Genomic DNA, 26,075 nt, shown 5'->3' with positions numbered 1-26,075 from the left:
ACCGCGCCCAGGAGGGGCGGAGCGGAGATCAGCGGGCGTTTCCGGTAAAGGTCGGGATGTGATTGCCCCGTGCTCGGAGGGCGAGAACGAACACCGGGACGGTGAACAGGGCGGCGAACAGGTTCAGGCCGCCGAAGCCCACCGTCGCCAGGACCACGCCGGACGAGGCGGCCGCCGCGGCGGCGCCCAGGTTCATCGCCAGGTCGCTGAACCCCTGCGCTCGGGGGCGGACCTCGGCGGGGAGAGACTCGGCCAGCAGCGCACTGGCCGAGACCAGGCCGAAGGACCAGCCGAGGCCGAGCAGCACCAGCCCGGTGGTCACCAGCGCCTCACTGTGCCCCGCGGTTCCGGCGACGGCCGCGGCCACCAACAGGATCACCTGCCCGGTGAGAAGCACGGGCGTGCGTCCCCAGCGGTCCGCCAGCCATCCCACCAGCGGCGAGAGCCCGTACATCCCCGCGATGTGCAGGGAGATGGTCAGCCCGATGACAGTGAGCTCGGCTCCGTGGTGCGTCAGGTGGACCGGTGTCATCGTCATGACCGAGACCATCGTGGTGTGGCTGGCGACGACCCCCACCACGGCGAGCAGCGCCGCCGGGGTGCGGCCGATCGCCCGCAGCGCGTCCACCAGCCCGACCCGACCCCTCGGCACCCGCCCCTGGTCGGCGTCGATCCGGGCGGCCTCAGCGGTCGCGGTCAGCAGCGGGTCGGGGCGCAGCAGGACCGCGATCAGCACTCCGCCGCCGAGGAAACCGGCCGTGGTGAGCAGGACCGGGCCCAGCAGGTCGGGCAGGCCGAGCAGGACGGCCAGGCCCCCGGTCGGACCGATGAGGTTGGGGCCCACCACCGAACCGGCGGTGGTCGCCCACACCACGACGGACAGGTCACGGCCCCGGCTGCGTTCGGTGGCCAGGTCCGCGGCGGCGTGCCGGGCCTGGAGGTTCGTGGCGGTCCCCGCGCCGACCAGGAGCATGCCGACCAGGAGGAGCGCGAAGAGGTCGAGGAGCGTGGCGGCGACGACCACGGCACCGCCCAGAGCGCCGAAGAACCAGCCCAGGGACAGACCGGGCCGACGACCGCTCCGGGCCGCCAACGAGGCCAGGGGCAGAGCGAAGACGGCGGCGCCCAGGGTGATCATGGTGGTGGCCATCCCCGACCACGCGTCCGAACCGCTCAGTTCGAGGGCGATGAGCGCGCCCACCGCGAGCATGGCTCCCATACCGAGGCTGCCGACGACCTGGGCCAGCATGAGGACGAGGACGGTACGCCGTTGCAGGCGGGTCCGGGCCGCCGTCGAGAGGGGGTCCCCGTACCTGTGAGTTCGTGTGGACACGAGGCTGATACTCCGATTCGTCCGGCCAACGGATGAATCGTAGTCCTCCGCTCCGGCGCGGACCAGGCCGGGTCCGATCCCTCAGCCCCGCCCGTAGCGCCACCGCAGGAAGTCGTGCTCACGCTCGACGTAGCGCATCTCCGCGTAGAGCAGGTCGGGGTCGTCGGCGTGGACCACCACCCCGCCGACGGGGATGACCGGCCAACGGGCGAACGCCCAGAACCGCCGGGTGTAGGGGCCCCACAGGACGACCCAGGCGCCCTGCTTCTGCCACTCGATGTGTTCGGCGACCCGGCGCCGCTCCTCGTCGCGTTCGTCCATGGCGCCTGTGGACATACCCGGGACCCGGATGTCCGATCAGGCCGGAACCGGCCAATTCAGGGGGTTTCCGACCATGCGACGCCCGTGCCACGGGCACGGGCGTCGCGCGTGGTGCGGGCCGGTCAGCGACCGGCGACGAGGTCGCTGCCCGGGACCGGCTCGGCCGGGTCGTTGCCGAGCGCGACGACGCGGTTCTCCGCGTCCACGTGCACGACGTGCTGGACGTGGTCGGCCCGCTCCCGCTCGTCCACCTGGGCGTAACCGATGATGATGACCAGGTCACCGGGGCTCACCAGGCGCGCGGCGGCGCCGTTGATCCCGATGACCCCGCTTCCCCGCTCACCGACCAGGGCGTAGGTGACCAGGCGGGCGCCGTTGTCGATGTCGACGATGTGGACCTGCTCGCCGTCGACGATGTCGGCGGCGTCCATCAGGTCGGCGTCGATCGTGACCGATCCCACGTAGTGCAGGTCGGCCTGGGTGACCGTCGCGCGGTGGATCTTGCCGTTCATGAGGGTGCGCAGCATGGACGAAGCCTCGATTCAGGATGTGTCGCGGACTACAGGCCCCCGGAGGGGTCCCGTGCGTATCCCATGATGGCGCCCCGGCTGAACCGGTTCGACCACCGGGGCGCCCTCACGCTAGTTGAAGGAGGAGTAGGCCACCACTCCGCGCCGGACGAGGTCGGCCGCCTTGCGGGCCTTGCCGCGCACATGCGGGTCGGCGGCGGCCCCGGCGATCTGGCTGAGCATGTCCACGAGCATCTTCGCGGTGCGCACGAAGTCGCCCGCGGTCATGTCGGACTGGCGCAGGATCGCGTCGAGCCGGTCGCCGCGCGCCCAGCGGTGCGCGGTCCAGACGAAGCCGAGGTCGGGCTGGCGCAGGAACGACACACGGTGGCGCGCCTCCACCTCGTTGAGCTCGCCCCACAGCCGCGTCATCTCGGCCAGCGCCTCCTCCACCCTGCCCTCGGGCAGCCTCGGGTAGGCGTCGTCGTTGCGGCGTGCCTCGTAGACCAGCGCCGCGGCGCAGGCGGCCAGCTCGACCGGGTTCAGGTCCTCCCACACGCCCCGGCGCAGGCACTCGGCCACCAGCAGGTCGAGCTCGGAGTAGATCTTCGCCAGCTTGCCGCCGTCCTCGGAGACGTCGTCGCCGGAGAGGTACTCCAGGTCCTCCAGCACGCCGCACACCCGGTCGAAGGTCCGGGAGATGACGTGCGAGCGGCCCTCCACACGGCGGCGCAGGGCGTCCGTCTCCTTCTGGAGTCGGAAGTACCGCTCGGCCCAGCGGGCGTGGTCCTCGCGGTCGGAGCAACCGTGGCACGGGTGCTCCCTGAGCTCGGCGCGCAGCCGCTGGACCTCGGGGTCCTCCTGGGCCCCCCGTCCCCTGCCCCGCTCGAAGGACGGGTCGGTGCCCCGCTCCTTGAGCTTGTTGCGCAGGGTCGAGGCCAGGTCCTGGCGCGAGCGCGGTGAGCGCGCGGAGAACGACTTGGGGATGCGCATGCGCCCCGAGGGGTGCACCGGCACCGGGAAGTCGCTGGAGTTGACCCGCTTGACCTGCTTGTCGACGGTGAGGACCAGCGGTGCGGGCAGGTCGTGCCGCAGGCCCGGGTCCAGGACCACCGCGTGGCCCGAGTAGCGTCCCGCCGGGATCCGGATGATGTCGCCCGGGCGCAGCCGCTCCAGGCTCTCCAGCGCCTCGTCCCGGCGCTGGGACGAACGGTTCCTGGCCAGCAGGGACTCGCGGTCGCTCAGGGCCCGCCGCAGACGGGCGTACTCCATGAAGTCCCCGAGGTGGCACTCGGCGGCGCTGGCGTAGCCCTCCAGGGCCTCCTCGTGCTTGCGCAGCTGCTTGACCAGTCCCACCACGGCGCGGTCGGCCTGGAACTGGGCGAAGGACGCCTCCAGCATGTTCCGGCTGCGCTGACGGCCGACCTGGCCGACCAGGTTCACCGCCATGTTGTACGAGGGTTGGAAGCTGGAGTTGAGGGGATAGGTGCGCGTGCCCGCCAGGCTGGCCACCGACTCGGGGTCGGTCCCGGCCTGCCACACGACGACCGCGTGCCCCTCCACGTCGATTCCACGCCTGCCCGCACGTCCGGTGAGCTGCGTGTACTCACCGGGGGTGAGCGAGGCGTGGGTCTCGCCGTTCCACTTGTCGAGCTTCTCGATCACCACCGTGCGCGCGGGCATGTTGATGCCCAGGGCCAGCGTCTCCGTGGCGAAGACCGCCCGGATCAGCCCCTTCGAGAACAGGTGCTCGACGATCTCCTTGAAGGTGGGGAGCATCCCCGCGTGGTGCGCGGAGATGCCCGCCTCCAGGGCGCGCAGCCAGGAGTCGAAGCCGAGCACGGTCAGGTCCGCGCGCGGGATGTCCGCGCAGCGCGACTCCGCGTACTCCCGGATGTGGGCGGCCTCGTCCGGGGTGGTGAGCACCAGTCCGGAGGCCACGCACTGGCGGACGGCGTCGTCGCATCCGGCGCGGCTGAAGATGAAGGTGATCGCCGGGAGCAGGCCCTCGGCGTCCAGTTCCTCGATGATCATCGGCCGCGAGGGCGGGGCGAAGCGGGTGCGCGGACGCACGTTGCCCCGGGCCCGGGTCTGCGGGTGGCGCCGCCGGTTGGCCAGCTGGGTGGTGCGGGAGTCGTCCTCCGCCGTGCGGGTCAGGTAGGGGTTGATGAGCAGTTTGCGCCCGCCCACCTGGATCTCGCGTGGGCGCTGGTGCTGGGCGCGGCGTCGTTCCCGTTTGCGCCTGCTCCGGCCGCCGCCCCCTTCACCGTCCTCGGTGCCGTCCCCACCGCCGGTCTCCTCCGGCCGTTCGTCGACGAACAGGTCGTGGATGCGCCTGCCCACCATCACGTGCTGCCACAGCGGGACGGGGCGCTTCTCGTCGACGATCACCGTGGTGTCGCCGCGCACCTGCTGGAGCCACTCACCGAACTCCTCGGCGTTGCTGACGGTCGCGGAGAGGGCGACCATCCGCACCGACTCGGGGAGGTGGATGATCACCTCCTCCCACACCGCGCCCCGGAAGCGGTCCGCGAGGTAGTGCACCTCGTCCATGACCACGTAGGCCAGCCCGCCGAGGGTAGACGACCCCTCGTACAGCATGTTGCGCAGCACCTCGGTGGTCATGACGACCACGGGCGCCTCACCGTTGACGCTGTTGTCACCGGTGAGCAGGCCGACCTGGTCGGCGCCGTAGCGCCGGACCAGGTCGTTGTACTTCTGGTTCGACAGGGCCTTGATCGGCGTCGTGTAGAAGCACTTGGTGCCCTCGTTGAGGGCCTGGTGCACGGCGAACTCACCGACCACAGTCTTGCCGGAGCCGGTCGGCGCGGCGACCAGCACCCCGTGTCCGCCCTCCAGGGCCTTGCAGGCCCTGATCTGGAAGGGGTCGAACTCGAACCCGTAGAGCCCCTGGAAGGCCTCGATCGCGGCGCTGGAGGCGTTCTGGCGCCGGCGGAAGGCGGCGTAACGCTCGGAGTGACTACTCATAGGATTCCCAGCCTATGAGGTCAGCTCCAGCATCTCGACCGACTTCGGCACCACCTCGCACACCAGCGTCGGAATGCCCGTGGGCTCGCCGTCCGCGTAGGCGGTCCCGGCCTCTCCCCGGATGGTGACGACGCGTCCCCGCCTGAACACCACCTCGTCCAGGCCCAGGTGGGTTCCGGCGAAGACCCGCGGGAAGAGGCGCAGGAACCGGCCGAGCGGTCCCTTCCTCACGAAGACCACGTCGAGCAGCCCGTCGTCGGGGACGGCCTCGGCGCACACGTGCATGCCGCCACCGTAGGCGCTGGTGTTGCCGACCGCCACGAGCATGCCGGGTTCACGGATCCGTTCGTCGTCCACCTCGATCTCGAAGTCGATGGCCTTGAAGGAGCGGAGCTCGGCCGCGAGCCCGACGAGGTAGCCGAACCGGCCCATCCCGAACCGGAAGTTGTTCACCCGCTCGTTGACCCGGGCGTCGAAGCCGCAGGCCAGAACGCTCATGTAGTACCGCTGACGGCCGTCGGCGGTGGTCAGGCGGATCACGTCGCTGGCCCGGGTGCGCCCGGCCAGGATCGCCTCCGCGATCTGGTCGGCCGACCCCTCGGGGGCCCCGAAGGCCCGGGCCACGTCGTTGCCGCTGCCAGCCGGGATCACCGCGAGGGGCACCCCGGTGCCGACCACTCCCTGAAGAACCTGGTGTACCAGGCCGTCGCCGCCCACCGCGACCAGAGCGTCCGGGCGGTCCGCGGCGGCCAACCTGGCCAGCCTGCGGCTGTCGGCGGCCGATCGGCCCGTGTAGACGTGCACGCGCGCGCCCTGGGCGCGCAGGGCCTCCTTCAGCCGCACGGCGATGATCGCGGCGCGGCGACGGCCGGAGGCCGGGTTGACCAGAAGGGCGACATGAGGGGACATATGCCGGTCCTTACCTACCCACAAAGGGGAACGAAAGGGTGTACGGGGTCAGGTGAGGAGCCCGTACACCCGCGCGCCCGGGTGCGGGTGGTCCGATCAGTCGTCCTCGGTCGTGGACTCCCGCTCGGATTCCTCACGTTGGCGGCGATGGTACTCCTCCATCGCCTCCGGCGTGTTCAGCGGGGAGGGAACCCAGGTCGCCTCGACCTCGGTCTCGCCGCGCTGGATCGCGGCCTCCTCCTCGGTGAGGTACTCCTCCGGGATGTCGAACTCACCGTCACGGGCGCCCAGGACGAAGGCCTCCCATTCGGCGGGGGTGAAGAACAGGGTGCCCTTCTCCGGGGACTTGCCGTCGCGCACCGCGCGGAAGCCGTCCTCGAACTCGGCGACCTCCACGACCGCCTCGGACTCCTCCTTGGACAGCGAGGAACGCAACCACACCGCGTGCGTGGTGTCGTGCCACTTCTCGTTGCCCATGGCCTCGGGCGGCAGGTCCCTCTTGGCCTCTGTCTGCTCGCTCATCAGCACTTCCTAGTCCGGGAGCCCGCTCGGGAGGGGGCTCCTTGGTGTCCCAGCGGTGGGAGGGGGCGGACGGCGGTGCACGGCCCGGACGTCCGGGGCCTCCCCAGCCGAACCCTAGCGCGTCACGCGACGGCTCAGGAGCGCTTGCCGGAGCCGCCGTCGGAGTCGGTCTCGCCCAGCGGGGCGGGCGTGTAGTCCAGTTCCGAGGGCTGGTCGTCGAGCTCGGATATCTGGTCGTCGTCCAGCTCACTGGTGGGATCGCGACGCTTCTTGCGGCGGTCGTTGAAGAAGCAGAACACCTCGGCGATCTCGAAGAGGATCACGAGGGGAACCGCCAGCGCGAGCATGGAGATCGGCTCGGCCGGGGTGATGATGGCGGCGATCAGGAAGGCGGAGAAGATGATGACCCGGCGCCACTTGGCGATGGTCTCGTGGGTCAGGATGCCGACGATGTTGAGCAGGACCACCAGCAGCGGCATGACGAAGCCCAGACCGAACATGCTCATCATGATGAGCATGTAACTGAGGTACTCACCGATGGTCAGGTACGGGTCCGCGTCGTCGGGCAGGAACCCGAAGAGCATCTGGAGCGCGAGCGCGGTGATCGAGTAGGCCAGGGCCGCGCCGGCGACGAAGAGGATCCCGGCCAGCGGGGCGAAGATGTAGGCGTACTTCTTCTCACCGCTGTGCAGTGCCGGGGCCACGAAGGCCCACAGCTGGTAGAGCCAGAGCGGGGCCGTGACCAGAGCCCCGACGAAGATCCAGACCTTGAAGGCGACGAAGAAGGCGTCGAAGGGTCCGGTGACGATCAGCGAGCAGCCGCCGCCGTCGACCACCTGGGACGCGGGCAGCGAGCAGTAGGGCTGGGTGAGGAAGTCCCAGATCCGGTCGTAGAAGACGAAGCCGACCACGGCTCCCAGACACAGGATGAGCAGGACCTTGGCCAGCCTGTTGCGCAGCTCGCGCAGGTGGTCCATGAGCGGCATCCGGGCGTCCGGGTTGGCTGATCGGCCTCGGGACCTCATCTTGCGGTCACTCTCTTCTCCTTGGGCCCGCTCCGAGCGCGGACGCTCCCCGCTGACGACAGCCGACCGGCGCGGCACCCTCCGGTACCACGCCGGTCCACCGGAACGGTCTAGTTGTTGTAGGTCTGGTTGGTCGGCTCACCGGACTCGTTCACGATGCGCTGGCCGGGGGGAAGCTGCGGGTAGCCCTGCTGCGGCTGCTGGTTCTGCTGCGGCGCGGGGTTCTGCTGGGCCTGCTGCGCCTGCTGACCCTGCGGCTGCTGCTGGGCCTGCTGACCCTGCTGGTCCTCGGACTCGTTGTTCTCGTCGTCGACCAGGCCCTTGCTCTCGGCCTTGAGGATACGAGCACTGCGCCCCAGGGAACGGGCCAGGTCCGGAAGCTTCTTGGCTCCGAACAGCAGAATGGCCAGGATCACCAGGATGGCGATGGTAGGTCCGTTGAACGGTCCCATGGTTCTACCTCTCTGTGGGGCGCGACCAAGCGCCTCTGATGGTACGCGCGTTCGTCCGCGGGGCCGTCATGTCCCAGCACCGCCACGGCGGACGCGCTCACGCAGGTCAGCGCTGCTCGCCTGGTACCCGCCCGCCGCCCGTGCCACCCCATCGGACAGCACCGAGGCCGCGCGGCGCACCCTCAGACCGAGGGCGCCGACGACGAGCACTCCTGCGCAGAACACGACGCAGAGGACAGCGAAGGCGATCACGGGTTCACCATATCCCGTCCGCGATGACCTACACCCCACCCCCCGGTGAACAGGTGCGCGTCACTCCGGAGACGAAGTGGTCTCGACCAATTCGACGCGGTTCCGAGCATCGCGGTAGTGCCCCAGGGCACGCTCGGCCTCGGCCCTGACATCCTTCGCCAGCGCCAACGGAGACACCACGCGCCCCTCCCGTCCCAGGGACAACGCCAGCCGGGACACCCAGGCGGGGGCCGGGGTACGCAGGGTCGCCCTGGCCTCGCCGCCGGGCAGTTCGGTCACCGCCTCGCAGACGTAGTCCTCGGTCACCCAGCGCGCGGAGGGCTCCAGCGCCAGCGTCACCAGGGCGTCGCGCTCGGAGCGCTGGAGGACCCCCGCGGACAGGTCGCGGCGGGCCACGCCCTCGGGCACCTGGGCGGCGAAGGGCAGAAGGGTCAGTTCCAGGACCCGGTCCAGACGGAACAGCCGCACGGCCTCGCGCAGGTGGCAGTAGCCCTCCAGGAAGGTCTGGCCGTCCTGGACCACCAGCCCCATGGGATCGACGTCCCGCTCGGTCACCTGGTCCAGGTAGCCCGACAGGTACCGCAGGTGCAGACGCTGGCCGCCGTTGAGGGCCTCGGCGCAGCGCCGCTGGGTCCGGGCCACCTGCTCGTCCACCTCGACCCGTACCTGCACGGCGTCGGCCAGGTCGCTCACGGCCGCACCGGCGGCCGTGCGCAGCTTCTCGCCCACCCGGGTGAGCGCCCCGCCCTCGATCCCCTGGGCCTCGGGCAGCGCCTCCAGCAGGGACAGGCCCACCACCAGGCTGGCCGCCTCGTCCGCGGTCAGCCGCAACGGCTGGGCCAGGGTGTCGGCGTTGGCGATGATGATCTCGCCGGTCTCGCGGGCCGCGTCCAGGTCGACGTCGATCAGGTCACCGGGGGTGTACCCGGGCAGACCGCACATCCACAGCAGGCTCAGATCGGAGACCACCTGCTTCTCGCTGAGTCCGAAGTGCCGGGCCACCTCGGGCACACGCACGTCACGCCCGAGCGCGTACGGGACCAGCATGAGGAGTCGGCGCAGCTGGTCGGCGGAGCGGGGGCCGCGCGCCGGAGCCTCCACGCCCTCCCGTTCCATCGTCGCGTCGCCCTCCTCGGCCACGGCTGAGCCCTCCACCACCCCGGCCAGGTGGTCGGCCATCGCCGCGCGGACCTGCTCGGGCTCCACCACCACCGCGCGCGAGCCGTGCGAGGCCACCTGGCGCACCAACCCCGTGGTGCTGGTGTAGGGCAGGGTGAGCGTGTCCCAGCCGTCACCGGTGCTGTCCCGCTCCCCCGGGACCACGCGGAGCGCGAGGCGGCGCAGGTCGTGAGCGGCCTCGGTACGCACCCGCAGGGTCGCGGTGCGCTCGGGCACGGCGCTCTGCTGGGAGACCACCGAGCGCAGGTCCACCCCCTCGGGGACGACCACGTCGGGTCCGGTCCGCACGACGGTGACACCGCCCCGCATCCGGCCGAGACGGAACACCCGTCGGGCGTCACGCAGCCGGTCGTGGCCGACCACGTACCAGTGGCCGCGCAGGTTGACGATGCCCCACGGCTCGACCTCCCGCCGCTGGGCCGTGCTCTCCCCGGGCTTGCGGTAGTCGAAGGAGATGGGACGGCGGTCGCGGACCGCCTGCCACACGGGGCCGAAGGCGGGTTCGTCGGTGCGCATGGCGGGGGTCAGCCCGGGCGCCGCCTCGGTGTCCACCGGAACCCCGGCAGAGCGGAGCTTGAACAGGGCGTTGGCGGCGGCCTCGCCCAGGGAGGCGTGGCGCCAGGCGCGGGCGGCCAGGCCCAGCACGACGGCCTCGTCGGGCAGGAGCTCGATCTCGGGCAGCTCGTAGTCCGAGCGGGAGATCCGGTAGCCCTCCTCCCCGCTGACGGCGTCCCCGGTACCGACCTGGATGGGGATGCCGCTGTCGCGCAGCTCCCGCTTGTCCCGCTCGAACATGCGCTTGAACGCCGACTCGGTGTCCGCCTCGGCATACCCCTGCACCGTCGCCCTGATCTCCTGGGCGGTCAGGTGACGCCGCGTGGACAACAGGCAGATGACCAGGTTCAGTTGCCGTTCGGTCTTCCTGCGCGACATCGTCCGCACTCCTCTAGCCCGCTGTTCTGCCCGCTGTGGTGGACCGGGCGGGGCCGCGAGGGCGCGTCCTCCCACCTTCGGTTCAGGTCCGACGGTACCGTGCCCAGCATGATCCGGTGGCGCCGCGGTGAAGTCCTTCAGATCCTCCCCTCCTGGCCCGGGGTCCGCGTGTGCGCGGTGGCCGTGCCCGTCGGCGGGGACGGGCCGGACCAGACCGTGACCTGCACCGCCCTGGCCTACACGGACCTGGTGGGAGCCCCCGAAGTGGGCGACACGGTGCTGCTCAACACCGGAGCCCTGGACCTCGGGCTGGGCACCGGCGGATACGCGATGGTGGTGGCGGTCCCCGACCGCCTGCCCGCCGACCGCGAGGGTCCCGGGCACCTGGTGAAGGCCCGCTACACACCGCTCCAGGCCACCGTGCTGGGCGCGGACGAACAGGGCGCGCCCCACCACGAGGCGCTGCGCACGGCGGAAGGGGTCGACGGGATGCCCGTGGTCGTGGCCGACCTGCACTCCTCGCTGCCCGCCATCCTGGCCGGGGTGCGGGTCGAGCGCCCCGGGACACGGGTGGTCCACGTGATGCTCGACGGCGGCGCGCTGCCCGCCGCGTTCTCGAGGATCCTGGGGGCGCTGCGGGAGGACGACCTGCTCCGGGGGTGCGTGACCACCGGTCAGGCCTTCGGCGGCGACCTGGAGGCGGTGACCGTGCACTCGGGTCTGCTCGCCGCCCGCCACGTGCTGGACGCGGAGATCGCGGTGGTCTGCCAGGGTCCGGGCAACCTGGGCACCGGCACCCCGTGGGGGTTCTCCGGTGTCTCCTGCGGCGAGGCGGTCAACGCGACCGCCGTCCTCGGCGGCCGCCCGGTCGCCAGTCTGAGGGTCAGCGAGGCCGACGCCCGTGAACGGCACCGGGGGGTGTCACACCACAGCCTGACCGCCTACGGGCGGGTGGCCCTGGCCCCGGCGGACGTCGTGGTGCCCCGGCTGCCCGGGTTCTTCGGCGAGCGCGTCCGCGACCAGGCCTGGCCCCTGGGAGAGCGCCACACGCTGGTGGAGGTGTCCGTGAACGGCCTGGAGGACGAGGTGCGCGCGCTTCCGGTGAAGGTGTCAACGATGGGGCGCGGGCTGGACGAGGACCGGTCGGCCTTCCTCAGCGCGGCCGCCGCCGGGCGTCACGCCGCGACGCTCATCGCGAGTTGAGGTCACGCCCCTCGTCCCGGCCGATCCGCTGGTCGGAGTCGTGGCTCCCGTCGTACTGGGCGCCCGGGTAGGGGATCTCGAAGCCGGGGATCGGCGTGCGGCGGGTCGCGGCCATCATGTGGTCGGAGGGCACGTCGAAGTACCTCCCGGGCCGGAACATGGCCAGGGAGGTCGGTTCGGCGCGCACGCCCTCGTCCACCCGGAGCGACTCCGGCACGAACACCCTTCCGTCGCCGCAGGTCACACCCCATTCACGCCCCGGACCAGCGGAGACGATCTGGCCCGCGTCGCCTCCCTCGACCTCGTCGGAGAGCCGCCCGCCGCACAGGGTGATCCGGGCGCCGCCGAACATCGCGAAGGCGCCCGGGTAGGGGTCGGCCAGGGCGCGCACCATCCGGTCCACGTCCCGTCCGGCCGCCGCCAGGTCGAGGTGGCCGTCGCTGGGGCGGCGCCGGGGCCACTCCGAGCCGTGCCCTCTCTGGGGGCGCCGGGGCGCGTTCCCCTCCAGGAGGGCGTCCAGGTTCCGCACGAGCAGTTCGGACTGGAGGTGCCCGGTACGGTCGTACAGCCCGGACGCGGTGACGTCCTCGGCCACGTCGAACCAGATCCGGTCGACGACGTCTCCGGAGAAGGCCTCCCGTGTCAGGTGGAAGAGGGTGACGGCGCTGGAGCGCATGTCGCGCAGGATCGTCCACGGGATGGGGGCGCGGCCCCGTCCGACCGGGAGCGGGGAGGGGTGCAGTCCCACGCCGCCCAGGGGCAGTGAGGCCAGGACGTCCTCGTGCACCAGCTGCGACCAGCCCGCGACCACCATCAGGTCGATCCGGTGGGCGGCGAGGGCGTCGCGCACCTCGTCGGTGTTGATGTCGGCCGCCCGCAGGTGGGGCAGGCCGTGCCGACGGGTGACCTCCTCGAAGTCCGTGTAGCCGGAGCGGTGCGCGAGCTCGGCCGGGTAGGAGACCACCAGGCTCGGCGGGCTCCCCTGGGCGCAGAGCTCCTCCAGGGCCGGGACCCCGAGGCGCAGGCCCGACACGTAGCAGTACCGCCGCTGGTCCGGCATGGCTCCCCCTCGCCGCTGCTCTCCGTGAGCCACCGACTCTACGCACGCTGACCACGCCTTCTCGGCAGCGGCGCCCCGCTCTGCGTGTCACCGTCTCCGTCGCGAGCGCCGTGATCGTGCCGGGCGGACGGACCGGACGCGGACGGACACGCCGCCGCCCCCGCGTGCTCTGGGCTCGCGGGGGCGGCGGTGCGTGTCGTTCGGGGAGGGGGCTACTCCTCGGTCTCCTCCGGGTCCTCGGCGACCTCGTCGCCACCGGCGTCCTCCGCGGGCTCCTCCTGCTCGGGCGGCGGCGGGTTGTCGTAGGCGCCCAGCACGTCGACCACGAACACCAGGGGGCCGGCCGGAGCACCCATGGCCTCCTCCTCGGTGTTCCCGTACGCCAGGTCACCGGGGACGACCAGCATGACGCGGCTGCCGACCTTCTGGCCGACGATGCCCTCGTCCCAGCCCTCGATCACCGCACCGGCACCGATGGTGGTGTCGAAGGGGATCCCGCCCTGGTTCCAGGAGGAGTCGAAGACGTCGTGCTCGCCGTTCTCGTCGGCCTCCCAGCGCACGCCCGTGTACTGGACGATGACCTGCTGGCCCGCCTCGACCTCGGCGCCCTCGCCCTCGATCAGCGGAGTGACCTCGAGTTCGTCGGGGGCGTCTGCGTCGGGGACCTCGATCCGGGGCTGGCTGTGCCCGTCCTGCGTCACCGTCGGCAGGTCGCCGCCGCCGTCGCTGGACTGCTCACCCGGGACGACGGCTCCCTTGCTGAACCGGTCGACCATGTCGATCACCAGGACGCTGGCACCCTCGGGGGCGGGCTGGCCCATGGACTCGGCCTGGGTCTTCTCCTCCTCGCTCAGCGGCGGGAAGACGTAGACCGCACGGCTGCCGATGGGCTGGCTGACCAGGGTCTCGGTGATGTACTCGGGCATCTGGTCCATGCGGATGAGGTCCGGAGCACCGTTCTCGTAGCTGGACTGGCCCTCGACCGGCTCACCCTCGCCGGGCGCCGTCCACTGGTACTGGACGACGTTCGCGATGACCAGGTCGTCCGCGCCGACCAGGGCGTCCTCGCCCGCGCCCTTGCTCACGACACCCGAGATCTCCTCGTCCGGAGGCTCGATGTCGGGGAAGGTGATCTCGGGCTCCTCGCCGACATCACCGGTGACCTGGGGCAACCGGGAGTCGAGCGTGTCGTCGTTCATGCTGAGGAAGGCGGGGGTACGCCAGTCCTCCGGGAGCGAGGAGCAGCTGGAGACCGCCAAGGCGATGGCGGTCAGTGGCACCGCGAGGGCGGCAGCACGTCGGTGCATGGGTCACAACCTCTGATTTCCGGCTCAGGACAGGGTCACACTACCGAACAGTCGGAGTGTGGCCAGCCCCTGGAGGCTTCCCGATCGGGTTTTCGGCCGAGGGGAATCCGGACGGGGCGACCTCCGAAAGCGAAGAGGCAGGTGGGAGCAGCACCGAGGCCCCGGGGTGGCCGTCTCCGGCCGACCCCCGGGGCCGTGCGAACGCGCCGGGTTCACATCCCGGCGATGAGCTTCTCCACGCGTTCGTCCACGGACTTGAAGGGGTCCTTGCACAGCACGGTGCGCTGCGCCTGGTCGTTGAGCTTGAGGTGCACCCAGTCCACCGTGAAGTCGCGCCGCTGTTCCTGGGCCCGCCGGATGAACTCGCCGCGCAACCGGGCCCGCGTGGTCTGCGGCGGCACGGACTTGGACTCGAAGATCTTCAGGTCACCCACCACGCGGTCCATCTGGCCGCGGTTCTGCATCAGGTAGAACAGGCCGCGGTCGCGGTGGATGTCGTGGTAGGTGAGGTCGAGCTGGGCCACCCGGGGGGAGGACAGCGTGAGGTCGTGCTTCTCCCGGTAGCGCTCCAGCAGCATGTACTTGGCCACCCAGTCGATCTCCCGCTGGACCGTCTCCAGGTTCTGGGTCTCCACCGCCTCCAGCGTGCGCTGCCACAGGTCCAGGACGCGCTTGCCCACCGCGTCGGTCCCGTGCCGGTCCACGTAGCCCTGCACCTTCTCCAGATACTCGCGCTGGATCTCCAGGGCACTGGCCTCGCGACCGTTGGCCAGGCGCACCTTGCGGCGGCCGGTCATGTCGTGGCTGACCTCGCGGATCGCCCGGATCGGGTTCTCCAGGGTGTAGTCGCGCATGACCACCCCGGCCTCGATCATCCGCAGCACGAGGTCGGTGGAGCCCAGCTTGAGCAGGGTGGTGGTCTCGCTCATGTTGGAGTCGCCCACGATCACGTGCAGCCGGCGGAACCGCTCGGCGTCCGCGTGGGGTTCGTCGCGGGTGTTGATGATGGGCCGGGAACGGGTGGTCGCGGAGGAGACGCCCTCCCAGATGTGCTCGGCGCGCTGGCTGACGCAGAAGAGGGCCCCTCGGGGCGTCTGGAGCACCTTGCCCGCGCCGCAGACGATCTGGCGGGTGACCAGGAACGGGATGAGCACGTCGGCCAGGCGCCCGAACTCCCCGTGCCGACCGACGAGGTAGTTCTCGTGGCAGCCGTAGGAGTTGCCCGCGGAGTCGGTGTTGTTCTTGAAGAGGTAGATGTCTCCGGCGATGCCCTCCTCGTGGAGGCGCTGCTCGGCGTCGACCTGCAACCCCTCCAGGATGCGCTCACCGGCCTTGTCGTGGGCCACCAGGTCCACGAGGCTGTCGCACTCGGGGGTGGCGTACTCGGGGTGGCTGCCCACGTCCAGGTAGAGGCGGGCCCCGTTGCGCAGGAACACGTTGCTGCTGCGCCCCCAGGAGACCACCCTCCGGAAGAGGTACCGGGCGACCTCGTCCGGCGACAGGCGGCGCTGCCCCCGGAAGGTGCACGTGACCCCGTACTCGTTCTCCAGCCCGAAGATCCGTCGTTCCACGCGGCCTCACCAACTTCCGTCACCGTGGCGTCGACGACGGGGCCGCGTCGTCCACACCAGCCCGGCCGGTGCGGCGCCCGGGTGGCGCCGCACCGTTGTGCTGTCAGATCACTCGTCGGCCTCGTCCCCGGCGGTGCTCCGCTTGCCCTCCTCGATGAGGGCGGACAGGCGGTCGCCGTGGATGCGGCGGAACTTGCGGTGCTCCCTGGAACGCTCCAGGACGGCGACCTCCAGGTTGCCGGCCTCCAGTTCGCGCTCCTCGCCGTTCTCGTGGGCGAGGGCGTGGGTGGCCGCGTTCAACGCCGCGCTGAGCGGCGCGTCGGCGGCGAACCGGTCCTTGAGCTGGCTGGAGACGTGCTCCGAGGAGCCACCCACCGCGACGAAGCCCTGCTCGTCGACGATGGAGCCGTCGAAGGTGATGCGGTAGATCTCGTCCTCGGCCGCCGTGTCGCCGACCTCGGCGACCACGATCTCGACCTCCCAGGGCTTGAGGCTCTCGCTGAAGACGGTGCCCAGGGTCTGGGCGTAGATGTTGGCGAGCTGACGGCCGCTGACGTCGCGGCGGTCGAACTGGTACCCGCGCACGTCCGCGAAGCGCACGCCCATGAGGCGCAGGTTCTCGAACTCGGGGTAGCGGCCGACCGCGGCGAAGCCGATGCGGTCGTAGAGCTCACTGATCTTGTGCAGTGTGCGGGACATGTTGTCCGCCACCAGCAGGATTCCGCCCTCGTACTGGAGGACGACGGCGCTGCGGCCGCGCGCGATGCCCTTGCGCGCGTAGTCCGCCTTGTCCTTCATCTGCTGTTCAGGGGCGACGTAGAACGGCATCGACACCGCGGATCGTTCCTTACCTAGTCGGGAGAGGTCTGGAGTGGAGGCTCGGGTCGCCTCAGCTCAGGCGTGCCTTGGGTCCGTCGGGGTCGGCCGCTCGTCCTTCGACGACCTCGGTCGCCAGGCGGGCGACCTCGTCGGCTCCGATCCTGCGGTGCCCGTCCTCGGTGATGACGTCGACGAGGGGGAAGATCCTGCGGTGCAGGTCGGGTCCGCCGGTGGCGGAGTCGTCGTCGGCCGCGTCGTAGAGCGACTCCAGCGCGACCCTGATCGCCGTGGTCTCGTCCAGGTCGTCACGGTAGAGCTTCTTGATGGAGCCCTTGGCGTAGACCGAACCGGAGCCGACCGAGTAGTAACGCTGTTCCTCGTAGCGGCCGCCCACGGCGTCGTAGCTGAACACGCGGCCCTGTCGGGTGTTCTCGTCGAACCCGACCAGAAGGGGGACCACGACGAAGCCCTGCATGGCCATGCCGAGGTTGCCGCGCACCATCTGGGCGAGCTTGTTCGCCTTGCCCTCCAGGGACAGGGAGCGTCCCTCCAGCTTCTCGTAGTGTTCGAGCTCCACCTGGTAGAGCTTGGCGAGCTCGATGCCGATCCCGGCCGATCCGGCGATGGCCACCGCGGAGAACTCGTCCGTCCGGTAGAGCTTGTCCATGTCGCGGTTGGCGATGACGTTGCCCTGGGTGGCCCGCCGGTCCCCGGCGAGAAGCACACCGCCGGGGAAGGTCAGCGCGACGATGGTCGTCGCGTCCGGGGTGAGGTGCTCCGCCGAGCCGGGGGCGCCCGCCGAGCCCGTGTGGTGGCCGGGCAGCAGCTCGGGCTTGACCTCCCGAAGAAACTCGGTGAAGGACGAGGTCCCCGCACTCATGAACGCGGCCGACATCCGTCCGCCCTCGAAACCTTCGAACACGCGACTCCCTCCACTCGCGCCCCACCCCGTCTCGGGGGCGGGTGGGGCGCCTGTCGTCCCTCTGTCTGTCGTTCCCTCACGGGCCGGGGGTGGTACCGGCCGGTGGGACCGACCCTAGTCCCGTACGCCCCGGGAGCCGGTGACGGCCGGGTGCGCTGTCAGCGAACCCGTCGGTCACTGACCGCCCTTCTGCACGAACTGGCGCACGAAGTCCTCGGCGTTGCTCTCCAGCACGTCGTCGATCTCGTCCAGGATGTCGTCGACGTCCTCGTCGAGCTGCTCGTCGCGCTCCCGCGCCTCGGGTGCCGCCTCGGTCTCCTCGACCTCCTCGTCACGCCGCGAGGAGTGCTTCTGGCCGCCGCTGTCATTCGCCATCTGTCGTTACCTCCCGTTCGGGGCCCTCGCCCTTATCTTGGCCCAACGGTCCCCGCCTCAACCGTCTTCCACAGGCCCGATACTCGCTAGTTACCTCGGATCGTCCCGTCGGACCGCACGCGGCGTGAGCGTGAGCACCGGCCCCGCCCCGGGCGTGTCCCTTCCGGAGGCGTTGGCGCGGCCCGGATCCCGTTCGTGACAGTACGTCGCGCCCCACCCCCTCTCCCCCGAGGCGCGATGCGCACACATGTTCACTTAGCGAACATGATCTTCACCCTCCGCGACGCCCTGACCATGCCGTGTACGTCTACGTAGCACTTCCGTCACAGATGGCACGCGGTTCCAGTGTCCGCATCCGGCCACACAACACCCCTTGATCTACTGGTGGGTTTGTGATCCGCGTACAGCCAGTCACCAAAAGGGGAGGTCAGACGCCTCGCGACGCAGAGTGACGCCCTTATTGAATCCGATGGTCGGATGATCCTGTTGTCACCTGAGTGAATTATCCATTTCGTGGGCTTTCCCTGCCCAAGCTGTTCACTTATGGTTTGGATTCGTTTACCGACTGTCTCGGTGAACGAACGAGTCCCCCGGTTCGTCCGGAGACTCACCTGGGGCACGGCTCTCCCCCTCCGGAGAACCGTTCCCCGAACCCCCGTCAATTCCCCAAGGAGAGTAGGGATCAATGCGACCCTCCCCCGTCATCTCCGCGATCGGCACGGGAGCCCTGGCCTTCGGGCTCGCGCTCTCGGTCGCGCCCGGCGCCTCCGCCGCGACCGTGCCCGCCGAGCCCTCACCCCAGGGCGAGGCGACCACGATGCAGGAAGCGCTTGAGAGGGACTTCGGCCTCACCCCGTTCGAGGCCGAAGACCTGCTCGAGGCCCAGAAGGACGCCCTCGGGATCGACACGGCGGCGGCCGAGGCCGCCGGCGACGCCTACGCCGGTTCCGTGTTCGACACCGACACCCTGGAACTGACCGTCCTGCTCACGGACGGCGGCTCGGTGTCGGACGTCGAGGCCACCGGTGCCGAGACCGCGGTGGTCTCCCACGGCACCGACGGCCTGGCGGCGATCATGGACGAGCTCGACGCGGTCGGCGCCCAGCCGGGTGTCGTCGGCTGGTACCCCGACCTCGCCAGCGACACGGTGGTCGTCGAGGCCACCGACGTCTCCGACGCCCGCGGCTTCGTCGAGGCCGCCGGTGTGGACTCCTCCGCCGTCCAGGTGGAGGAGACCGACGAGGCGCCCGAGCTGTACGCCGACATCGTCGGCGGCGACGCCTACTACATGGGCGGCGGACGCTGCTCGGTCGGGTTCGCGGCCACTGACAGCGCGGGCAACGACGGATTCGTGACGGCCGGCCACTGCGGCACGGTCGGCACGTCCGCCGACAGCGAGGACGGCAGCGGTTCCGGAGTGTTCGAGGAGTCGATCTTCCCGGGCAACGACGCCGCCTTCGTCCGCTCCACGTCCAACTGGACCGTCACCAACCTGGTCAACATGTACAGCTCCGGCGGCACCCAGACCGTCGGCGGCTCCTCCCAGGCCCCGGTCGGCGCGGCCGTGTGCCGTTCCGGCTCCACCACGGGCTGGCACTGCGGGACCATCGAGGCCCGCGGCCAGTCGGTGAGCTACCCGGAGGGCACCGTCAACGACATGACCCGGACCGACGTGTGCGCCGAGCCCGGCGACTCCGGCGGTTCGTTCATCTCCGACGACCAGGCCCAGGGCATGACCTCGGGCGGCTCCGGCAACTGCACCTCCGGTGGTACCACGTACTACCAGGAGGTCGGCCCGGCGCTGAGCACCTGGAACCTCAGCCTCGTCACGAGCTAGACCGTACGGGGACCGCGTGGTCCCCGTACGACCGCGCCCCCGTCCGCCATCCGGCGGGCGGGGGCGTCTCGCGTTCCGGGCCGCTACACCCTCGGGCGAGCACTCGCGCCCGTCCGCTCTCCACGGTCAACGGAGAGCTCCGCAGAACGAACGAGGGGACGCTGTGCGCACGAGCGACGGTGCGCGAACGAAGCCGTGACCACTGGTGTTACACCTGTGTGTCCGAGCGGCCACGTTTGGTACGGGGTACCGGTGTCCGCATGTGGCCAGAATGCCCCCCTTGCGACAGGGGAACGGATTCGGTCGGTAGCGCATCGACTCCGACAACCGCGAGGTGGCCGTTCGCGTCGCCACGTTCTGCGACCGTCATGCGACCCATCATCGGGTGACCCCACCGAGCTCTGAATGGTCCACCGTTCTGACGGTCTTTCCCTCACCAAAACGTGCACCTATGGTTAGGCGTTGTTTACCGAATGTCTCGGTGAACGACAGGGGCCGGACGGTATTCGGCCCCGATCCCCCGTTGATCCCCCCAGGAGAGTAGGGACCCCATGCGACCCTCCCCCGTTGTCTCCGCCATCGGTACGGGAGCGCTGGCCTTCGGTCTGGCGCTGTCCGGTACCCCGGGTGCCCTCGCGGCCACCGGAGCGCTCCCCCAGTCACCCACCCCGGAGGCCGACGCGGTCTCCATGCAGGAGGCGCTCCAGCGCGACCTCGACCTGACCTCCGCCGAGGCCGAGGAGCTGCTGGCCGCCCAGGACACCGCCTTCGAGGTCGACGAGGCCGCGGCCGAGGCCGCCGGGGACGCCTACGGCGGCTCCGTCTTCGACACCGAGAGCCTGGAACTGACCGTCCTGGTCACCGATGCCGCCGCGGTCGAGGCTGTGGAGGCCACCGGCGCCGGGACCGAGCTGGTCTCCTACGGCATCGACGGTCTCGACGAGATCGTCCAGGAGCTCAACGCCGCCGACGCCGTTCCCGGTGTGGTCGGCTGGTACCCGGACGTGGCGGGTGACACCGTCGTCCTGGAGGTCCTGGAGGGTTCCGGAGCCGACGTCAGCGGCCTGCTCGCGGACGCCGGCGTGGACGCCTCGGCCGTCGAGGTGACCACGAGCGACCAGCCCGAGCTCTACGCCGACATCATCGGTGGTCTGGCCTACACCATGGGCGGCCGCTGTTCGGTCGGCTTCGCGGCCACCAACGCCGCCGGTCAGCCCGGGTTCGTCACCGCCGGTCACTGCGGCCGCGTGGGCACCCAGGTGACCATCGGCAACGGCAGGGGCGTCTTCGAGCAGTCCGTCTTCCCCGGCAACGACGCGGCCTTCGTCCGCGGTACGTCCAACTTCACGCTGACCAACCTGGTCAGCCGCTACAACACCGGCGGGTACGCCACGGTCGCCGGTCACAACCAGGCCCCCATCGGCTCCTCCGTCTGCCGCTCCGGCTCCACCACCGGTTGGCACTGCGGCACCATCCAGGCCCGCGGCCAGTCGGTGAGCTACCCCGAGGGCACCGTCACCAACATGACCCGGACCACCGTGTGCGCCGAGCCCGGCGACTCCGGCGGCTCCTACATCTCCGGCACCCAGGCCCAGGGCGTGACCTCCGGCGGCTCCGGCAACTGCCGCACCGGCGGGACCACCTTCTACCAGGAGGTCACCCCCATGGTGAACTCCTGGGGCGTCCGTCTCCGGACCTGATCCCCGCGGTTCCAGGCGGACCGACGGTCCGCTGACCTGAGTCACCAGGCGTCCCCGCCCGCTTCCAGCGGGCGGGGACGCTCGCGTCCGCACCGGGGTGCGGGGGACCGGGCGTCGGCCACGGCCCCACCCGTGACCGGACCGCCCGGGCTCAGGCCGCCCGGTGGACGACCTTCCCGTCCAGGACGGTCAGCCAGGCGTCGACCTCGCGCAGCCGGTCCTGCGGCAGCGACTCCACGTCGGCGTCGAGGACGACCAGGTCGGCGAGGTAACCCGGGCGCAGCGCGCCGAGACGGTCCTCGACCCCCAGCGCGTGCGCCGCGTCCAGGGTGTGGGCACGCAGCGCCTCGTGCAGGGTGACGCCCTGCTCCCGCCCGATGTCGGCCCCCTCCCGGGTGGTGCGGCAGACCGCGTTGGCCACGGTGTCCATCGGGCGCAGGCTGGAGACGAAGGAGTCGCTGGACAGCACCGGGCGCAGTCCGAGGTCGATCTCCTCGCGCATGGGCTGGAGCCGGTGCGCCCGGTCCCCCAGTCGGCGCAGGAAGTCGCCGCCGCTGTCGTAGAGGAAGTTGGGCTGGTTGACCGGGATCACCCCGTACTCGGTGAAGCGCTTGGCCTGCTCCACCGTCGGGTAGCCGCAGTGCTCGATCCGGGGGCGCGGATCGGGGCCCGAGACACGGGCCGCGGACGCGATGGCCTCCAGGGTGTGCTCCATGGCGGCGTCGCCCTGGGTGTGGATCGCGACCTGCCAACCCTCCTGGGCTGCCCGCGTCACGAGGTCCACCAGCTGGTCGGGGTGGTGGTAGAGGCTGCCCGGGAACTGGCCGCGCTCGCCGTAGGGCACGCTGAACTTCGCGGTGCCGCCCAGCAGGGTGCCGTCCGAGTAGAACTTCATCCCGGTCAGTCGGAGCCAGTCGTCACCGAACGGGCTCGCGAGACCGGCGTGGGTGAGCGAGTCGAGCTGGTGCGAGAGCGGCATACCGAAGGTGCGCAGGGGCAGGGTTCCGGCCGCACGCGCCGCCCGGTACACCCGCAGCTCGCGGGCGGAGACCTGGGGGTCGCAGACCGTGGTCACGCCCGCGGACAGGTACGGCGCGGCCGCGTCGGACAGCCATCCCAGCAGGTGCTCGGTGGGCAGCGCGGTGTGGAAGTTCGGCCCGTGGCAGCCGATGTCCACGGCCAGCGGCAGCAGGAGCTCCATCGCCGCGTCGGTGACCATGCCGGTCAGCCGCCCGCCCTCGTCCCGGACGAAGGAGCCACCGGCCGGGTCGGGCACGTCCTCTCCGATCCCGCTCCAGGCCAGCGCGGCGGAGTTGACCACGGCCTGGTGGCCGGAGACGTGGTAGACGATCACCGGGTGCTCGGTGGTGGCCTCGTCCAGGTGGCGGCGGGTGGGACGACCGCCCGGGTACTTGGCGTCGTCCATGGAGAAGGCACGGATCCACTGACCCGCGGGGGTGCGCTCGGCCTCGGCCGCGATCGCGGCGACCAGGTCGGCGGCGCTGCCCACCCGGGGGTAGCGCGCGTCCACCGCGGCCAGGGACTCGGCGGTGGAGAGCAGGTGGTTGTGCGGGTCGATGAAGCCGGGAAGGACGGTGCGCCCACCCGCGTCCACCTCCACGGCTCCGGGTCCGGCCGCGGCCCGGGCCGCCTCGACACCGCCGACCAGACGGACCCGACCCTCGCGCACGGCGACGGCGGGCGCGGTGGGGTTGGTGTCGTCCATCGTCAGGACGCGGGCGTTGTGGATGAGCAGACCGGTCACGGGTGGGTCCTCCTCAGGAGTGGGTGGTGCCGCCGTCCGGGCGGACGGCGGTACCGGTGCGGTTGGGGATCGGGGGGCCGGGTCAGGCCGAGGTGAGCAGTTCGGAGTCCCGGTAGCGGGGCGCGCGGGCCAGGCAGACGATGCTCAGCAGCACCATGGCGATCAGGAGCCCGACCACGGACAGGATGCTGCCGGTGGCGGCGAACAGCGCGGTGCAGGCCAGCGGGGCCAGACCACCGAAGATCGCGCCCGCTGTCTGGTAGGCGATCGAGATGCTCGTGTAGCGGGCCTGGGGCGGGTACATCTGGGCGAGCACCCGGGCGATGGGTCCGTAGACGGTGGCCATGGCGACGCGCATGACGCACAGCATGAGGACGATGAGCAGCGTGCTGCCGGTCTCCAGGATGAGGAACTGGGGCAGGGCGAGCACGCCCACGCCCACCAGACCGATGGTGACGACCCTGGCGGTGCCGTAGCGGTCGCCCAGCCAGGAGACACCGAGCGTGACCACCAGTTCCACGAAGGCCGCGATGCTCAGACCGGTGAGGATGACCTGTTCGCTGATCCCGACCTCGGTGACCCCGTAGGCCTGCAGGAACGTGGTGACGATGTAGTAACCGCCCACGGCCACGGGCAGCACGCCCACACCCAGCAGGAGGGTGCGCCAGGAGGTGCGCAGGGCGTAGCCGAGCGGGAGGCCCTTGGGCTGTTCGTCCTGCACGGCGTCGAAGACCGGGGACTCCTCCACCTTGAAGCGGATCACCAGGCCGACGGCCACGAGCAGGACCGACGCCAGGAAGGGCAGACGCCATCCCCAGTCGTAGAGGATCTCGGTGTCCCACGCGGCGATCAGTCCGAAGGAACCCGTCGCCAGCAGCGCGCCCGCGGGGTTGCCGAGCTGGGCGAAGGCTCCGTAGAACGTCTTGCGGTTCTCCGGGGCGTGCTCCACGGCCATGAGCACCGCGCCGCCCCACTCCCCGCCGACGGCGATGCCCTGCACGAAGCGCAGCACCACCAGCAGCAGCGGGGCCAGGAACCCGACCTGCTCGTAGGTGGGCAGCAGGCCCACGCTGAACGTGGCCACGCCCATCATGAGCAGGGTGATGACCAGTGCCGACTTACGACCGAGCCGGTCGCCGTAGTGGCCGAAGAGCAGGCCCCCGAGCGGTCGGGCGAAGAAGCCCACCGAGAAGGTGGCGAAGGAGGCCATCAGCCCCACCATGGGGTCGATGTCGGCCGGGAAGAACAGGGTCGCGAAGACCAGGCTCGCCGCGGTGGCGTAGATGTAGAAGTCGAACCACTCGATGGTGGTGCCGACGAAGGCCGCCACAGCCGCACGTGCGGGGTGCGGTGACGTGGGGGCGGTCCGCTCTGACATGGGAACTCCGATGGCGCGTGGCGTGGTCGTCGGCGACCACGACCGATGTGATCCGGCGTGTTGTTGTGACCGTAGACACTCCACGTCCACCGACGGCGGGATGGTCCGCACAGGTTGTACCGTGACAAATGTGCGGGTCGCACAGCCGACGGAGGACGGGAGGGGTCCCGTGAGCATCACCGTTCGCGACATCACCGCCTCGCCAGACCTGGAGGTCACCGCCTCGGCCGGGCGCTCCGGGCTGGACCGTGTGGTCCGTTGGGCGCACGTGACCGAACTCCCCGACCCGGTGCGCTGGCTGCGCGGCGGGGAACTCGTGCTGACCGCCGGCCTCGGGCTGGGCGGGGACCCGGAGGGGCACCGCGCCTACGTGCGACGGCTCCACGGGGCGGGGTGCGCGGGCCTGGCGTTCGCCATCGACATCTGGCTGAACGAGATCCCGCCCGAGGTCCTGGACGAGGGCGACCGGCTGGGCTTCCCCGTCCTTCGGGTCGAGGGCGAGACGTCGTTCGTCGCCGTCGTGGAGACCGTCGCCGACCACTACGCGGCGGAACGCACCCGTGCACAGGGCCGGGTGCTGGCCGCCCAGGACGCGATGGCCCGTGCCGCCCTGCGCTCGGGCCCGGCCGGGGTGCTGCGCGAACTGGCGTCGGCGACCTCCGGGGAGTGCCTGCTGCTCGACCGCAACGCGATGACGAGTCGAGCGGTTCCCGAGGTCGAACCGGCCTGGCACTCCCTGGTGCGCGCCGAGGTACTGGGAGCCGCGCCCACCCCGGGGATGCGGGTGCTGGCCGACGACGGGGCGTCCATCCTCCTGCAGACGCTGGGCACGACCGGCCGCACCCTCGGCTGGGTGGCGCTGCGCTGCGCGGAGCCCTCCCCCAACGTCCGGGTGCTCGCCAACCACGCCGCGTCGCTGCTGGCCGTGCATCTGCTGCACTCACGGGACGCCCGGCGGGCCATCTTCGGCGAGCGCGCGCCGCTGTTGCGCGCCGCCGCACTGGGGCAGGCGGTGGGGGTGCCGTTGACCCTGCCGCCCCCGCCCTGGGAGGTCGTCTGCTTCCGGACCTCCGCCCCGGGCGCCCTGGACGACGCCGCCGACGCCCTCGTCGACGTACTGGGCGACACGGAGGCGGCACGGTCGAGCGGGCTCTGCCGCCTGGGCGAGCAGCTGCTGGCGGTCCTGCCCGACACGGGCCGTCCGTACGCGGGCGAGCGGCTGCTCGCCCTGATCGACGGGGTGTCGGCGGCCGGAGCGTGCCGGGCACGCGGCCCGGGCGAACTCGCCTCGGCCGTGGCCAGGGCCCGCGGTGCGCTCCCCTCCGAGGGGTACCGGCACGTGGACGAGGCCGACGCCTGGGCCCTGCTGCGGTCGACAGTGCCCGAGAGCGGGTCCCGAGCGTTCACCGAGGCGGTGCTGGGGCCGGTCGTGGAACACGACGCGCGCAACGGCACCGATCTGGCGCACACCCTGCTCCACTACCTGGACAGCAGCGCCCACGTGGAGGAGACGGCACGGGAGCTGGGCGTGCACCGCAACACGCTGCGAGCTCGGCTGCGCACCGCCGAGCGGGTCCTCGGCCGCGACCTGGGTGACCCGCGTACCCGCCTGGAGCTGTGGACGGCGCTGAGTCTGCGCCCGATGCGCTGCGTGGACGGCGTCTGGCACGACTGACGAGCCGTCCCGGGCACGCGGTGGCCGGACGGTTCCCCGG

Annotated in this window: 22 protein-coding genes; 4 read left to right on the top strand and 18 right to left on the bottom strand. The window is 71.2% G+C overall.

The window, feature by feature from the left end; all coding sequences use genetic code 11:
- Nucleotides 1-28 precede the first annotated feature (28 nt).
- The 10 genes from ACFW3L_RS22890 to ACFW3L_RS22845 form a co-directional block, all read right to left on the bottom strand.
- The gene (locus tag ACFW3L_RS22890; RefSeq protein ID WP_378744103.1) at nt 29-1,333 is read right to left on the bottom strand and encodes an MFS transporter; all 1,305 of its coding nucleotides are present in this window, start codon (nt 1,331-1,333) and stop codon (nt 29-31) included.
- A gap of 81 nt (nt 1,334-1,414) precedes the next feature.
- On the bottom strand, nt 1,415-1,654 hold the full coding sequence (locus tag ACFW3L_RS22885) for a hypothetical protein (protein WP_378744094.1): 240 nt from the start codon (nt 1,652-1,654) through the stop codon (nt 1,415-1,417).
- 122 nt (nt 1,655-1,776) lie between these two features.
- Nucleotides 1,777-2,181 (bottom strand): aspartate 1-decarboxylase, encoded by a 405-nt coding sequence (gene panD, locus ACFW3L_RS22880; RefSeq protein ID WP_378744076.1) that lies wholly within the window; start codon nt 2,179-2,181, stop codon nt 1,777-1,779.
- A gap of 114 nt (nt 2,182-2,295) precedes the next feature.
- A complete protein-coding gene (locus ACFW3L_RS22875; protein WP_378744055.1) occupies nt 2,296-5,151 on the bottom strand; it encodes a DEAD/DEAH box helicase in 2,856 nt (951 codons plus the stop codon).
- A gap of 12 nt (nt 5,152-5,163) precedes the next feature.
- Nucleotides 5,164-6,060, bottom strand: a complete 897-nt coding sequence (locus ACFW3L_RS22870; protein ID WP_378744046.1) for a diacylglycerol/lipid kinase family protein — start codon at nt 6,058-6,060, stop codon at nt 5,164-5,166.
- Between the two features lie 96 nt (nt 6,061-6,156).
- Entirely contained in the window at nt 6,157-6,582 is a 426-nt protein-coding gene (locus tag ACFW3L_RS22865; RefSeq protein ID WP_378744039.1) for a DUF397 domain-containing protein, read from the bottom strand.
- A gap of 134 nt (nt 6,583-6,716) precedes the next feature.
- Nucleotides 6,717-7,568, bottom strand: coding sequence for a twin-arginine translocase subunit TatC (gene tatC, locus ACFW3L_RS22860; RefSeq protein WP_378744389.1), 852 nt, complete (start codon nt 7,566-7,568; stop codon nt 6,717-6,719).
- 149 nt (nt 7,569-7,717) lie between these two features.
- A complete protein-coding gene (gene tatA / locus ACFW3L_RS22855; protein WP_378744031.1) occupies nt 7,718-8,059 on the bottom strand; it encodes a Sec-independent protein translocase subunit TatA in 342 nt (113 codons plus the stop codon).
- A gap of 66 nt (nt 8,060-8,125) precedes the next feature.
- A complete protein-coding gene (locus ACFW3L_RS22850) occupies nt 8,126-8,311 on the bottom strand; it encodes a hypothetical protein (RefSeq protein WP_378744020.1) in 186 nt (61 codons plus the stop codon).
- Nucleotides 8,312-8,371: 60 nt separating this feature from the next.
- On the bottom strand, nt 8,372-10,423 hold the full coding sequence (locus ACFW3L_RS22845; RefSeq protein ID WP_378744012.1) for a helix-turn-helix transcriptional regulator: 2,052 nt from the start codon (nt 10,421-10,423) through the stop codon (nt 8,372-8,374).
- Nucleotides 10,424-10,531: 108 nt separating this feature from the next.
- Between ACFW3L_RS22845 and ACFW3L_RS22840 the strand changes: the two genes are divergently transcribed.
- On the top strand, nt 10,532-11,626 hold the full coding sequence (locus tag ACFW3L_RS22840; protein ID WP_378744005.1) for a DUF3866 family protein: 1,095 nt from the start codon (nt 10,532-10,534) through the stop codon (nt 11,624-11,626).
- On the opposite strand, the gene ACFW3L_RS22835 is transcribed toward ACFW3L_RS22840, so the two are convergent.
- The 6 genes from ACFW3L_RS22835 to ACFW3L_RS22810 all read right to left on the bottom strand — a co-directional run bounded on the left by ACFW3L_RS22835 (nt 11,613) and on the right by ACFW3L_RS22810 (nt 17,680).
- Nucleotides 11,613-12,686, bottom strand: coding sequence for a methionyl-tRNA formyltransferase (locus tag ACFW3L_RS22835; protein ID WP_378743994.1), 1,074 nt, complete (start codon nt 12,684-12,686; stop codon nt 11,613-11,615). The two genes, ACFW3L_RS22840 and ACFW3L_RS22835, sit on opposite strands and share 14 nt — an antisense overlap.
- A gap of 212 nt (nt 12,687-12,898) precedes the next feature.
- Nucleotides 12,899-13,993: an FKBP-type peptidyl-prolyl cis-trans isomerase gene (locus ACFW3L_RS22830; protein WP_378743983.1), complete on the bottom strand. Its 1,095-nt coding sequence runs from the start codon at nt 13,991-13,993 to the stop codon at nt 12,899-12,901.
- Nucleotides 13,994-14,205: 212 nt separating this feature from the next.
- Complete coding sequence (gene pafA / locus ACFW3L_RS22825) at nt 14,206-15,564, bottom strand: Pup--protein ligase (RefSeq protein WP_378743940.1); 1,359 nt, start codon at nt 15,562-15,564, stop codon at nt 14,206-14,208.
- Between the two features lie 108 nt (nt 15,565-15,672).
- On the bottom strand, nt 15,673-16,398 hold the full coding sequence (prcA, locus tag ACFW3L_RS22820) for a proteasome subunit alpha (RefSeq protein WP_378743918.1): 726 nt from the start codon (nt 16,396-16,398) through the stop codon (nt 15,673-15,675).
- A 55-nt stretch (nt 16,399-16,453) separates the two neighbouring features.
- Nucleotides 16,454-17,305 carry a proteasome subunit beta gene (gene prcB / locus ACFW3L_RS22815; protein WP_378743892.1) on the bottom strand — a complete coding sequence of 284 codons (852 nt, stop codon included), beginning with the start codon at nt 17,303-17,305 and terminating at the stop codon, nt 16,454-16,456.
- A gap of 174 nt (nt 17,306-17,479) precedes the next feature.
- Nucleotides 17,480-17,680, bottom strand: a complete 201-nt coding sequence (locus ACFW3L_RS22810; protein ID WP_378743875.1) for a ubiquitin-like protein Pup — start codon at nt 17,678-17,680, stop codon at nt 17,480-17,482.
- Between the two features lie 685 nt (nt 17,681-18,365).
- Between ACFW3L_RS22810 and ACFW3L_RS22805 the strand changes: the two genes are divergently transcribed.
- Both ACFW3L_RS22805 and ACFW3L_RS22800 read left to right on the top strand, forming a co-directional pair.
- Nucleotides 18,366-19,517: a S1 family peptidase gene (locus tag ACFW3L_RS22805; RefSeq protein WP_378743854.1), complete on the top strand. Its 1,152-nt coding sequence runs from the start codon at nt 18,366-18,368 to the stop codon at nt 19,515-19,517.
- A gap of 551 nt (nt 19,518-20,068) precedes the next feature.
- Entirely contained in the window at nt 20,069-21,217 is a 1,149-nt protein-coding gene (locus tag ACFW3L_RS22800) for a S1 family peptidase (RefSeq protein ID WP_378743847.1), read from the top strand.
- A 151-nt stretch (nt 21,218-21,368) separates the two neighbouring features.
- Here the strand turns inward: ACFW3L_RS22800 and ACFW3L_RS22795 are convergent, their stop codons facing one another.
- Both ACFW3L_RS22795 and ACFW3L_RS22790 read right to left on the bottom strand, forming a co-directional pair.
- Complete coding sequence (locus ACFW3L_RS22795) at nt 21,369-22,982, bottom strand: amidohydrolase (RefSeq protein ID WP_378743837.1); 1,614 nt, start codon at nt 22,980-22,982, stop codon at nt 21,369-21,371.
- Nucleotides 22,983-23,064: 82 nt separating this feature from the next.
- Nucleotides 23,065-24,360, bottom strand: a complete 1,296-nt coding sequence (locus ACFW3L_RS22790; protein ID WP_378743820.1) for an MFS transporter — start codon at nt 24,358-24,360, stop codon at nt 23,065-23,067.
- A 169-nt stretch (nt 24,361-24,529) separates the two neighbouring features.
- Here ACFW3L_RS22790 and ACFW3L_RS22785 point away from each other — a divergent pair, with 169 nt between their 5' ends.
- Entirely contained in the window at nt 24,530-26,035 is a 1,506-nt protein-coding gene (locus ACFW3L_RS22785) for a PucR family transcriptional regulator (protein ID WP_378743806.1), read from the top strand.
- Nucleotides 26,036-26,075 lie beyond the last annotated feature (40 nt).

Source organism: Nocardiopsis sp. NPDC058789, from assembly GCF_042745575.1.
GTDB classification, from domain to species: Bacteria; Actinomycetota; Actinomycetes; order Streptosporangiales; family Streptosporangiaceae; genus Nocardiopsis; species Nocardiopsis eucommiae.
Note: the sequence above shows the minus strand (reverse complement) of the source record. Positions and strands in the feature narration are given on the sequence as shown.